The organism is Pseudogracilibacillus sp. SO30301A, from assembly GCF_037072025.1.
Lineage (GTDB): Bacteria > Bacillota > Bacilli > Bacillales > Amphibacillaceae > Pseudogracilibacillus.
Window position 1 is genome coordinate 1 of record NZ_JAXHDD010000079.1, and the last position, 13,253, is coordinate 13,253.

Consider the following 13,253-nt stretch of genomic DNA (forward strand, 5'->3'; position numbering starts at 1 on the left):
TATTACAAGCATTTAAAATTAGAAAAGTGGAAGTCCCCGATGTAGTGTAGAACTTTTTTATGAAAGTTCCACCACAACGGGGATTTTCATGATAGTTGGGTTGAACATGAGCTTAACGGATAAAACATATTTGTAGAAAAATCCCCTTCAGAAATATTCCAAAGGGGATTACGAAAATAGTGTTTTATTTAGCTGTTTGAAATTTTTGTTTCAAAACACGATTCAACGCGATTTCATGTGCATCCACCGTTTTTTCAATGTCTTCTAATGTATGGGCTATGGACATAGAGTATCGGTTTAATGGTTTTAAATAAATTCCTAAATCCAATAATTCTGTATCAATTTTTTCGCGAAAATCGGTGTCTGCTTTCCACATATCACGGTAGTTTTTTATCGGTTTTTTCGTAAAGATAATATTAAAAATACTTCCCATTCCTATCGTTTGCATGTCAATCTGATAGGAGGTATAAAGTTTTTCCAAACGTGTACGTAATAACATTGTATTTGAAATTAAATTTTTTAATAATTGGCCAGTTTCTAACATGCGGATTGTTTCCATCCCAGCAGCTAAAACAAGTGGGTGGCCGTTATACGTACCACTATGGAAGACGATCGATTGGGTTGCTTTACTATCTCCACCAACAGCGAACACATCTCCTTTAGCATTAGCAGCACTTTGCATCATAATTTCTTTTTTACCACCAACGGCTCCAACTGGTAAACCTCCACCCAATACTTTTCCGAGTGCGGTTATATCTGGTTTGATACGATACAGTTTCTGTGCCCCACCTATATCGACACGAAATCCGGTTTTTACTTCATCGAAAATGAGGAGAATATCAAGTTCTTTCGTCAGCTCCCTCAATCCTTGCATATAGGAATCATCAGCTGGGATGTAGCCTCCTTGTATTGGTTCTAAAATAATTGCGGCAAGTTCATTTGCATGTTTTTTCAACAAAATTTCAGTTGCTTCTAGATCGTTAAATGGGAAGACGATTGTATTTTCCTGTTCGTCTAAAGGAATGCCACTAGACTCCAATACTGGTGTAGGTGATTCAGCTTTCCCAGCATTTTCTTTACTCGGGTTAATGCTTACAAGAACCTGATTTAAACCACCATGGTAATGACCCTCGAATTTTCCAATTTTGGGCTTCCCTGTATAGGCTATGGCTAAACGGATAGCTAGTAGAACTGCCTCTGTACCAGAATTAGTAAATCTCACTTGATCCATACTTGGATAAAGGGCTACTAATTTTTCGGCCATTTCCACTTCTAACTCATGTGGTGTTCCAAAAATAATCGTTCCTGAATTTGTTAACTGGTTGATGGTTGCTTGCATCACTTGCGGATGACCGTGTCCAGTAATTAATGAGCCATAACATAAGGAATAATCAATATATTCCATACCATCAACGTCGATTAGCTTGCTGCCTTTTCCTTCTTTCATGAATATTGGGTTTGGAGCAAAGTGTTTAATGTTTGCAGTTACACCTCCTGGAATCACCGTTTCCGCATGCTGAAACATTTTAGAAGATGTTTGTTTATCAAACAATGTAACATCTTCTTTTACATTGACCATTTGTATCGCCTCACATATAGTTTTTCGCAAAATTGAATTTGCTAAGATAACATCGAGTAAAAAATGTTATCTTATTATAAGTATATGCAAGTAAAATTATTTATGCAACATTTATTTCATAATATAAAAAAAATGAATATAAAATTTCAAAATATGACCAAGCTAATAAAAAACATCGTAGCGATCCCATAATTGTTCGAAGTTTTCGAGACGCTCTTTCATGTTTACTTCTTTTTTATTTCCGATATAAGCGATTAATGTATTAATGACACTTAGAGGTGCAACAAAGGAGTCTAAAAATGATTGCATATTACTAGATGCAAAAAGAGCAATAGTAGCGTAAGCAGTGATTGGAGATGAAAAATGATCGGTTAATGCAATTATTTTGGCATTTTTTTCGGCGGCGTAAGAGACGGCATTGAGCGTACTTTTAGTATATCGAGCATAGCTAATCCCGATAATGACATCTTTTTCATTCACATTATAAATTTGGTCGAAAGCCGCTTCTGTCGTGTGAACCAATTCACTTTTTCCAAACATAATATTTAAATAATACTGTAAGAACGTACCTAATGATAAAGCACTTCGATTCGAAATAATATAAATGCGTTCAGCATCTAAAATGTACTCCGCAGCCCGTTCAAAATCTTCAGGATTTAATTGTTGCATTGTCGTTTGGATATTTTTAATATCATCATTAAAATTATCGTAAATTGCCTTTTCCGTTTCACTGTATGTGGAACGTGACATCGTTAGACGTTCCACTGTATTTAATTGCTTTTCAATCGAAGTAGCTAATTGTTTTTGCAGATCATTATATCCTGAAAAACCTAGGAAGGTAGCAAAACGAACGACAGTTGCTTCACTAACTCCAGTCATTTTTGCTAATTTTGCTCCAGTTATAAAAGGAATCGAATGCGGATTTTCCAATATATAATCCGCAATTTTATGTTGCGATTTACTCATGCTATCTCTTCTTGAACTAATGATTCGGTAGATGGTTGGATTAGACATGGAGTACTCCTTTCAAGACGGCTTGCATCCATCGTAAAATATCTTCATAAACTTCTTCTTTGTTAAGTTCATTGATAAGTTCATGTCGTAAATTTTCATATAATTTAAATGAAATGTGTTTATATCCATGTTGTTGGTATAGTTCATAAACCGCTTCAACGTCTTTTCCTAACCCACCGACAGGGTCTTTATCACCAGAAATAAAAAAAATCGGTAACGTCTTTGGCGTTTTTTCTAGCTCTTCTTTATGATGGATCAGTTCAATCCCACTAATTAAATCAATGTAAAAACTGGTTGAACAAATAAATCCACAATTATTATCTTCTATATAAGCGTCAACGGCTTTTTCATCACATGTTAAAAAATCAAAATCAGTGCGAACTGGTGAAAATGCTTTATTAAAATTCCCGAAAGTGAGCTTATGGAGAAGCGGACTTGGGGTTCGTGGTCCTTTCCTTTTCCGTTCCCATTTTGCGAGCAGTAAACCCGCCTTGCCGAGTAACCCTTGATCTCCACCTGTCCCTGATAAAATAGCCCCTTCTATCTCAGCGCCATATAATTGAATATATCGTCTTGTTAAAAAGGAACCTAAACTATGCCCGAAAATAAAGACTGGGATCTCCGGCTGTTCTTCTTTGATGATATTTGTTAATTGCTTCATATCGGAGACAACTTTTTCAAACCCGTTTTCTTCAGCAAAAAATCCTCGGTCATCAGGTGCTTGAATGGTACCACCGTGTCCTCGGTGATCATTCCCATAGACAATAAAGCCTTGAGCGACTAAAAATGAGCAAAAATCTTCATAACGAAGAACATGTTCTGCCATTCCGTGAGAAATTTGCACAATGCCTTGTATATTTTCTTTTTTTGGATTCTCCCAGCGATATGCATTGATTTTTGTGTCATCTTCAGAATAAAAATAAAATTGTTTACGCTCCAATTATATTCCTCCTCGTATTCACTAAAATTGTTCCTTGGCGGAGACTAGGAAAGTATTCCTTTTGCATACGTGCATCGAATGCTCCCACTATAAGTATTGTAAATAAGCACGTGCAGTATTCCCAATCAGCGTGTTTTATTTAGTGAATTTAAGATTCTATTATTAATGTACCATAACTTTCCACTAATCATAACTAATCACCTATTTTCATATAATCATGATTATGCATAAATTATGTATAATATTAATCCTTTTAAAATGGCTGCTATATAATTAATATACTTAATGAGAAGTAAATATTTAAAAAACTTATAAATATACTATTGATTTTATTTTTATACAGTTTATAATGATAATTATTATAGAGAATTTAGGAGTGGATGAATAATGAAAATTGCAATTATTGGAGCAACTGGTTATGGAGGAGCAGAATTAGTGCGAATTTTGCGCCAACACCCACGTGTATCCATTCACTCTGTTCATGCATCAAGTTTATATGGTGAACCGCTTCATAAAAGTTTTCCACATATGCAAAACGTAGTAGCAGAGCCGCTTCAAGCTGTTAATGTAAAAAATATGGCAAAAGAAGTAGATCTAGTATTCATGGCAACACCTTCTGGAGTAGCAATGAATGTAGCGCCACAATTTTTAGCTGAAGGTGTAAAAGTTATTGACTTATCGGGTGATTTTAGGATTACCGATCAAAAAGTTTATGAACAATGGTATGGAATCGAAGCGGCTGATAAAGATTTATTAGCGTCTGCGGTGTATGGTCTTACTGAATGGATTGATGTGGATTTATCCGAAGTTAAACTTATCTCAAATCCTGGATGTTACCCTACGTCAGTACTATTAGGACTTGCGCCACTTATTAAAAATGAACTTATTGATGAAAAATCAATTATTGTTGATGCGAAAACTGGAGTTAGCGGTGCAGGAAAAGGACTTTCTGCTGCAACTCATTTTTCAGAGACAAATGATAATTTTAAAATATATAAAGTGAATGAGCACCAACATACACCAGAAATTGAACAGATGCTCTCAAGATGGAATGATCTAACTGGAGCGATTACGTTTACGACACATTTAGTGCCGATGACACGAGGAATTATGGCGACAATGTATGCAACAGTAAAAGAAAAAACAACAACAAAAGAACTGATTGAGTTATTTAAAGAAAGTTATGAAGATAAATATTTTGTCCGTGTCCGTGAAGAAGGAAAGTTTCCGAGTACGAAAGAAGTTTATGGATCGAATTTTTGTGATATTGGAGCAACGTATGATGAAAGAACGAACCGAGTCATCGTAGTTTCCGTAATTGACAATCTTGTAAAAGGAGCCTCCGGTCAGGCGGTACAAAATATGAATAAAATGTTAGGTATCGATGAAAAGACGGGAATTGATCTTATGCCAGTTTTCCCATAACGTGAGAATGTAAGTTTCAGCAAGCAATAATTAATCGTGATGAGTTACAATTTACTATTTTAGCGAAGGAAATACAAAGAGATTTAAGGTCGGCTCTGTGGCCTACGTCAACATTAGAACGGTACTGTCCGTCGTGGGAGCAAAGGCTCAACAGCCGAGCGCGAAAAACGGAGTGAATTTCGGTAGTGCCAGACCAATTATATGTTAAGTCTAGGATAAAAGGGGAATAAGAATGAGTGAACTGAAGACAAAAGTAAGACAGGTAGAATCAGGTTCTATTGTTACTCCATCCGGCTTTCAAGTAGCTGGATTACATTCGGGAGTAAAAAGAAAGCGAAATGATTTAGGAGTTGTTTATTCGGAAACACCTGCAAATGCAGCAGCTGTTTATACGTTAAATCAAATTCAAGCAGCACCACTCGGAGTTACCAAAGAAAGTATAGCTACTGAAAATAAAATTCAAGCAGTTATTATAAATAGTGGAAATGCAAATGCTTGTACAGGAAAACAAGGAATGCTTGATGCTTATAGTATGCGAAAAACAACAGCTGAAAAATTTACTATTCCAGAACATTATGTTGCGGTTGCTTCAACAGGAATTATTGGACTCGATATGCCGATGGATAAAATCACACCACATATTGCTAAGTTAGCGGTAGGAAAAACGGAGAAACATGCAACAGATTTTGGGGAAGCGATTTTAACGACAGATACATTTGCAAAATCTACATGTTTTGCAACAGAGATTGATGGCAAAAAAGTTTCCATGGCGGGAGCGGCAAAAGGATCCGGAATGATTGAACCAAATATGGGAACGATGCTCGGATTTATTACGACAGATGCAGAGATTGATTCAACTTCTCTTCATCTTGCATTAAAGCAAGTTGTTGATGCGACCTTTAATTGCATAACCGTTGATGGCGATACATCTACAAATGATATGGTTGTCGTTTTAGCGAATGGATTAGCGGAAAATAACACGTTAACACCGGAACATGAAGACTGGGATACATTTATTGAATTATTAACAAACACTTGTGAAGATTTAGCGAAGCAAATTGCTCGGGATGGGGAAGGGGCAACAAAGCTAATTGAAGTAAATGTAAAAGGCGCAAAAACGGATGAAGATGCTAAAAAAATTGGCAAATCAATTGTAGGTTCTTCCTTAGTTAAAACAGCCGTTTTCGGGACGGACGCCAATTGGGGGCGAGTCATTGCTGCGATTGGCTATAGTGGAGCGGAAGTGAATCCTGAAACAATTAATATGTCTATTGGTACGATGCAACTGTTAAAAAACAGTGAACCGATTGGATTTTCCGAGGAAGACGCGACAGCGTACTTACAAAATGACACGATACAAATCAACGTAGATTTGAAAATAGGTAATGGAAAAGGAAAGGCATGGGGTTGTGACCTCACGTATGACTATGTCAGAATTAATGCCAGTTATCGCTCGTGAAAGGAGTATAATCGTTGGATAACAGTATCGTTTTAAAATGTGGTGGTAGTTCCATCAATGAATTATCAGATGATTTTTTTAAAAACATCCAAGCATTACGGGATGCAGGACTAAAACCAGTTATCGTCCATGGCGGTGGGCCTGCGATAAAAGATATGCTAGAAAAATTAGAAATTGAGTTTGAATTTATTGATGGATTGAGAAAAACGACTGAAGCGATGATGGATGTCGTGGAAATGGTTTTATCTGGTCATGTCAATCCTGCGCTTACAAGACGAGTTAACCAAACGGGGATAAAGGCAGTTGGTGTATCCGGGGTGTTAGAAGCGACGCCAATTAATTATGAACGCTATGGATTTGTTGGTGAAGTTACTCATGTTGATACAGCATATATTGCGCAATTATTAGAGCTTGATATTGTGCCAGTAATTTCTCCAATAGCAATCGGTTCGGATCAGAAGAGGTATAACGTAAACGCAGATACAGCGGCCGGAGCAGTCGCAGCAGCGCTTAATGCAAAACAATTAATCTTTGTAACAGATGTTCCAGGTATTTTAAAAGATGGAGATCTTTTAGAAACGGTGACAATTGAAGAGATTGAAACGATGATTGAAGATGGAACAATCTATGGTGGAATGATACCAAAGGTAAAAGCAGCTATGAAAGGCTTATCGATCGTAAAAGAAGTCATGATCGTAAACGGAAAACAATCCGAACTAAAAAATACAACAACATTAACAGGAACAACAATTAAAGTAAGTGAAGGCGTGAAGGTATAAGCGTGTAATTGAGGGAATTGTGACGTTACGCTTGTGCTTCATGCATATTGTCGATGTACCATGCGAAGTGACTCGTGTATCATGCAGAGTCGTGATGCAACATGCGAAGTGGTTCGATTATCATGCAAGTTGTGATGTACCATGCGAAGTGGTTCGATTATCAAGCAGAGTGTCAGTCCAACATGCAAATTGAATTGATGTTGAGAGCTATTTGTGTGTGTTGATTAGTTGCAATTTACTATCCACTATACGAGTGTAGTGTATTTCGTAGCGGTATATCACGTGGTAACTTTGTTTGGATACTTGCGGAGCAAATTAACCTAAGTTACTGCACAGTTTATGGATATTGCACAAGATTTTTAGAATAAAAGTTAGGAGATGTTAGGACGATGGCATTATTTCCAACGTACAATCGCTATGATCTAGCTGTAAAAAGTGCAGACGGAACGATTGTAGAAGATATAAACGGGAAAAAGTATCTTGATTTTGGAACCGGAATAGGCGTTTGTAATTTAGGACACCGTCATCCGGCCGTGCAAGAAGCAATTGAAAATCAATTAAATAACTATTGGCATGTGTCCAATTTATATAAACAGCCTATTCAGGAAGAAGTCGCAGAACTAATTACAGAAAACAGTCCCGGAGATTCAGTATTTTTCTGTAATAGTGGAGCAGAAGCAAATGAAGCGGCCATTAAACTCGCAAGAAAAGTATCTGGAAAAGAAAAAATCATTACATTTAACCAGTCTTTTCACGGCCGTACATTTGCAACGATGGCGGCAACTGGCCAAGAAAAGGTACGAATTGGCTTTGGATCAATGCTGGAGTCATTTGCATACGCAACGTATAACGACCTTGAATCAGTAAAAAAATTAATGGATGAAAATACGGCAGCTGTCATGTTGGAAGTTGTGCAAGGTGAAGGTGGCGTCATCCCGGGTAATGAAGACTTCATCAAGGGTCTTGCCACACTATGTAAAAAGGAAAATATCTTGCTCATTGTCGACGAGATTCAAACAGGGATTGGCCGTACTGGTGAAAAATTCGGTTTCGAACATTACGGAATTGAACCAGATATTTTTACACTTGCTAAAGGACTTGGAAATGGTCTTCCAGTAGGGGCAATGGTAGCGAAACAAGAATATGCTGCAGCTTTTGGTCCAGGTTCTCATGGATCAACATTTGGCGGGAACCCACTTGCAATGTCTGCTGCAAAAGCAGTGTTAACTACTGTTTTTGCAAGTGAATTTTTACAGGATGTAATGGAAACTGCACACTATTTACAAGAACAATTAACTGAACATATTAAACCATTAGATTTTGTAAAAGAGATTCGTCAAAAAGGATTAATGGTAGGAATAGAGTGTCAAACTCAAGCCACCCATCTTGTACCTAAGTTAATGGATAAAGGTATTTTAGTCTTAAGTGCAGGAGAAAATGTCGTACGACTGTTACCGCCGCTTACGGTTTCAAAAAACGAAATCGCAAAAGCGGTAATGACATTGAAAGATGTTTTACAAAAAGAAGAAATTATGTTATAAATAAATAATATTGCAACAAGTGCAAATTTTAATCTTTCGTACTTGTTGCAAAAAATATACACATTTATGCATAAAGATACATCTTTGTGTAAAAACATTCGTTTTTCAATAAAAGTAAGTTTATATGAGGAGGCAACTTGGAATGCCCAAGGAGAAGCAAATAAACAAGGTTTTAGTTATTGGATCAGGTCCAATCGTCATTGGGCAGGCAGCTGAATTTGATTATGCAGGAACGCAAGCTTGTTTAACCTTAAAAGAAGAAGGCTGTGAAGTTATTCTTATCAATAATAATCCTGCAACAATCATGACAGATGAGAATGTCGCCGACCGTGTTTATTTTGAACCATTAACTGTTAAAAATATCGAATCAATTATACAAAAAGAAAAACCGGATGGGATATTAGCGTCAGTTAGTGGGCAAACCGGTTTAAACTTGGCATTTAAATTACAAGACAAAGGAATTATTACTAAATATAATTTAAAAGTTTTAGGGACTCCTATTGATTCAATTATGCAAGGGGAAGACCGGGATAAATTTAGAAATTTGATGCAAGTAATCAAAGAGCCGATTTCAGAAAGTACCATCGTTGATAATTTGGATGATGCGCTAGCCTTTAGTGAGGAGGTAGGCTATCCGATTATAGTAAGACCTGCGTATACGTTAGGAGGTTCAGGAGGCGGGATTGCAACCGGTGAAAATCAACTTATTGAACTCGTTTCTCGCGGCTTAAGAGCAAGTCCTATTAACCAATGTTTGATTGAAAAAAGCATTGCTGGCTGGAAAGAAATTGAGTTTGAAGTAATCCGAGATCAAGCAAATGATGCGAGCATCGTTTGCCATATGGAAAATATCGATCCAGTTGGCGTGCATACAGGGGATTCGATTGTCGTTGCTCCAATTCAAACGTTATCCGCTGAGGAAATTCAGATACTTCGAGATGCGTCCTTAAAAATAGTAAAAAAGCTTGGTATTATCGGAGCTTGTAATGTTCAGCTTGCCTTTGAGCCAAAAACGAAAAAATATATCGTCATTGAAGTAAACCCAAGGGTTAGTCGTTCAAGTGCACTTGCTTCAAAGGCAACAGGATATCCTATCGCCAAAGTTGCTACAAAATTAAGTTTAGGTTATACATTGGCTGAAATAAAATATGGTAAAACTGGTGAGTCACTTGCAACATATGAACCAGAATTTGATTATGTCGTTGTGAAATTTCCGTGTTGGCCTTTTGATAAACTAACTACAGCAGATCGCAGGCTCGGAACGCAAATGAAAGCGACCGGAGAAGTAATGGCAATTGAAAAAACAGTTGCTGCGGGACTGCAAAAAGCAGTGCGTTCGCTTGAATTAGAAGGAGAAGGGTTAACGTTACCGATTTTACAAAAAATGAAAACCGGCGAACTTCGCAAATTAGTGTTCAATACAGATGATCGTCGGTTTTTTGCAATTCTAGAACTAATGAGACGCGGTGTAGATGTTGTAGACATTCAAAAAGCAACGAAAATTGATGCTTTCTTTTTGCGTGAGATGGAAATGCTCGTTCGGTTAGAAGGGGAAATTTTAAAAAGTACCATTGACAGTGTCACGATTGAACAGATGCTGACGTTTAAGCAATATGGTTTTACTGATCAGTGGTTAGCTAACATGTGGCAATGTCCAGTTTCAGACATACAAAAGAAACAAAACCAATTTTCCATTTACCCGGAGTACGAAATGATCGATGCTTTTACAGAATCAAAAACAGAAAATGCAGTCTATTATTATGCAACATGGGATAGTGGAGAAACACCGAAAATTGAGAATGTCACGAAAGAAAAAGTGCTTATTATCGGTTCAGGACCTATTCGTATCGGGCAAGGAATTGAATTTGATTACTGTTCTGTTCAAGGCATAAAGGCTTTACAAAAATACGGGTTTGAAACTGTTTTAATTAATAATAACCCGGCAACTGTAAGTACTGATTATGAACTTGCTGATAAGTTATATTTTGAACCAATAACAGCAGAAGATGTGCTCCATGTAATGAAACATGAAAATATAACGAAGGTAATCGTACAGTTTGGTGGGCAAACGGCAATTAATTTAGTGAAAGAATTGGAAGCAGCTGGTGTTGAGTTGCTTGGATCGACAATGGATACAATTGATGTTTTGGAAGATCGGGATCGCTTTTATCAATATTTAAAGAGTATAACTGTTCCGCATATCCCAGGGCAAACAGCAATGACAGATGAAGACTTAATTGCAAAAGCGCGTAAAATTGGTTATCCGGTACTTATCCGGCCGTCATATGTGATAGGTGGAAAAGGAATGGAAATTATTCGTTCAGAGGAACTTTTGGAAAAATTTATTTCAAAAAATTTAAACGCATCCTCTTATCCAATTTTAATTGACGCGTATTACCCGGGTAAAGAAGTAGAAGTTGATGTCATTACAGATGGAGAAACAATCTTTATTCCGGCTATTTTCGAACATATTGAAAAAGCGGGTGTCCATTCCGGTGACAGTATGGCAGTGACGCCACCGATTTCTTTATCGGAGACGGTTAAGGAGCAAATTGTCGATTATGCCGAAAGAGTAGCAACAAACATTGATTTTAAAGGGATTTTCAACATTCAATTTGTTATCTATGAAGACATATTATATGTGCTTGAGGTAAATCCACGAGCTTCAAGAACGGTACCAATCGTATCCAAAGTTACAGATATTAATATGATCGAGCTTGCAACAAAGACATTACTCGGAAGGTCTTTAAAATCACTTTGTGGGAAAGTGAAATTATTCCCTGAAAATAAGTTTTATACAGTAAAAGCACCGGTATTCTCCATAGATAAATTACCGGGGGTCGATCCTAAGTTAGTTCCAGAAATGAAATCAACCGGTGAAGTGATCGGAATGTCAAAGAGCTTATCTAAAAGTATAACAAAAGCATTTTTATGGAGTGAAGAATTAACTAATTCGTATAGGAAGGAAGATAAAGAAATTTTCCTAACTAAAAATGAAGCAAGTTTTCTAAAAGTGGGAGCAAGACTTGCTGAAATCGGTATTACAGCAAAATATTCAGAAGACTTCGGCGAAAATGTACCATTTAAAGATATGGAGGACTGGATGCGTTCTAAAAATGCGTTTGCCATTTATAGTCCTGAGGAAAATGGGGCTTTTCGTGAAAGAGCGTTGGAATTTAATTTAATCGTCATGACCTCAGAAGAAACCGTTCGTGCGTTTTCAATGATGACAAATAAAAAAGTGGATATAGTGGGAATCCACGAGTTAGTAAAAAGAGCTAATCAAAAGGAAGTGGTGTTTTTATGAATCAACCCGTAGTGCTACAACAGATGAAAAGTAAATTAAATGGAAAAGATTTTTTACAAATAAGTGATTTTACAAAAGATGAACTGATGGACTTAATTGAATTTGGAATTAAGCTTAAAAATATGCAAAAACTTGGAGAACCTCATCGTTATCTAGAGGGAAAGACGCTTGCGATGATTTTTGAGAAATCATCAACGAGAACTCGTGTCTCTTTTGAAACGGGAATGTACCAGCTTGGTGGTATGGCGCAATTTTTAAATAAAGATGATATCCAAATGGGTAATGGCGAAACAGTGGCTGATACAGCAAAAGTGCTCTCCCGGTTTGTTGATGCGATTATGATCCGGACATATGGGCACGATATTGTTGTGGAATTAGCGGAAAATGCAACCGTTCCTGTCATAAACGGCCTAACAGATGATGCGCATCCGTGTCAAGTAATGGCAGATTTAATGACCATTTATGAAAAGAAAGGTTCATTTAATGGGTTGAAACTCACTTTCGTCGGGGATGGAAATAATATGTCACAGTCCCTGCTCATGGGGTGTGCGATAATGGGTATTGATTGCTATATTGCGGTTCCTAAAGGTAATGAAATTAAAAAAGGCATTTTTCAGATGGCAAAAGAGAAAGCGAAACTTTCTGGAGCTAAAATTGTGCAGACATATGATGCGCAAGAAGCAGTAAAAGCTGCCGATATTATTTATACAGATGTCTGGGCCAGCATGGGCTGGGAAGGAGATCTTCAAGCACGGCTAGCAGAGTTTGCAGATTATCAAGTAAGCGAGGAACTTGTAAACGGCGCGAAAGATGATTACCTATTTATGCATTGTCTTCCAGCAAAACGTGGCGAAGAAGTAGCGGCAGCAGTAATCGATGGCGAAAACTCCGTTGTCTTTGATCAAGCAGAAAACCGTCTTCATGTACAAAAAGCTATTTTAGCCACATTGGTATAATAAACAGCCGCTAACCATTGTGAATGTGGTTGGCGTTTTTTATGAGCTTGAGTTCTTTGAGAAATAACGCCACATTCTTCGAAGAATTGGCTCATCTTCGGATAAAACGGCACATTCTTTCAAGAGATTGGCTCATCTTTGGATAAATCGGCACATTCTTCGAAGAATCGGCACATCCTTGGATAAAACGGCACATCTTTCGAAGAATAGGCTCATCTTTGGATAAATCGGCACATTCTTCGAAGATTTGGCT

The 13,253-nt window shown here is 37.2% G+C and carries 9 protein-coding genes; 6 read left to right on the forward strand and 3 right to left on the reverse strand.

The annotated features are described in order from the left end of the window. Positions 1-184 precede the first annotated feature (184 nt). The 3 genes from SPD89_RS21175 to SPD89_RS21185 all read right to left on the reverse strand — a co-directional run bounded on the left by SPD89_RS21175 (position 185) and on the right by SPD89_RS21185 (position 3,533). Positions 185-1,579 (reverse strand): aspartate aminotransferase family protein, encoded by a 1,395-nt coding sequence (locus SPD89_RS21175; RefSeq protein WP_336263928.1) that lies wholly within the window; start codon positions 1,577-1,579, stop codon positions 185-187. Positions 1,580-1,741: 162 nt separating this feature from the next. Beyond that, positions 1,742-2,593, reverse strand: coding sequence for a MurR/RpiR family transcriptional regulator (locus SPD89_RS21180; protein WP_336263929.1), 852 nt, complete (start codon positions 2,591-2,593; stop codon positions 1,742-1,744). Beyond that, a complete protein-coding gene (locus SPD89_RS21185) occupies positions 2,586-3,533 on the reverse strand; it encodes an alpha/beta hydrolase (RefSeq protein WP_336263930.1) in 948 nt (315 codons plus the stop codon). The genes SPD89_RS21180 and SPD89_RS21185 overlap by 8 nt, the downstream gene beginning before the upstream one ends. 387 nt (positions 3,534-3,920) lie before the next feature. On the opposite strand from SPD89_RS21185, the gene argC reads away from it, so the two are divergent. The 6 genes from argC (at position 3,921) to argF (ending at position 13,000) form a co-directional block, all read left to right on the forward strand. Next, positions 3,921-4,958 carry an N-acetyl-gamma-glutamyl-phosphate reductase gene (argC, locus tag SPD89_RS21190; protein WP_336263931.1) on the forward strand — a complete coding sequence of 346 codons (1,038 nt, stop codon included), beginning with the start codon at positions 3,921-3,923 and terminating at the stop codon, positions 4,956-4,958. Between the two features lie 232 nt (positions 4,959-5,190). Continuing rightward, on the forward strand, positions 5,191-6,417 hold the full coding sequence (argJ, locus tag SPD89_RS21195) for a bifunctional ornithine acetyltransferase/N-acetylglutamate synthase (RefSeq protein ID WP_336263932.1): 1,227 nt from the start codon (positions 5,191-5,193) through the stop codon (positions 6,415-6,417). 14 nt (positions 6,418-6,431) lie between these two features. Further along, positions 6,432-7,196: an acetylglutamate kinase gene (gene argB / locus SPD89_RS21200; protein ID WP_336263933.1), complete on the forward strand. Its 765-nt coding sequence runs from the start codon at positions 6,432-6,434 to the stop codon at positions 7,194-7,196. A gap of 389 nt (positions 7,197-7,585) precedes the next feature. Next, complete coding sequence (locus tag SPD89_RS21205) at positions 7,586-8,737, forward strand: acetylornithine transaminase (RefSeq protein ID WP_336263934.1); 1,152 nt, start codon at positions 7,586-7,588, stop codon at positions 8,735-8,737. Between the two features lie 142 nt (positions 8,738-8,879). Further along, a complete protein-coding gene (locus SPD89_RS21210) occupies positions 8,880-12,044 on the forward strand; it encodes a carbamoyl phosphate synthase large subunit (protein ID WP_336263935.1) in 3,165 nt (1,054 codons plus the stop codon). Beyond that, positions 12,041-13,000 carry an ornithine carbamoyltransferase gene (gene argF / locus SPD89_RS21215; protein WP_336263936.1) on the forward strand — a complete coding sequence of 320 codons (960 nt, stop codon included), beginning with the start codon at positions 12,041-12,043 and terminating at the stop codon, positions 12,998-13,000. The genes SPD89_RS21210 and argF overlap by 4 nt, the downstream gene beginning before the upstream one ends. The last annotated feature ends 253 nt before the right edge of the window (positions 13,001-13,253 follow it).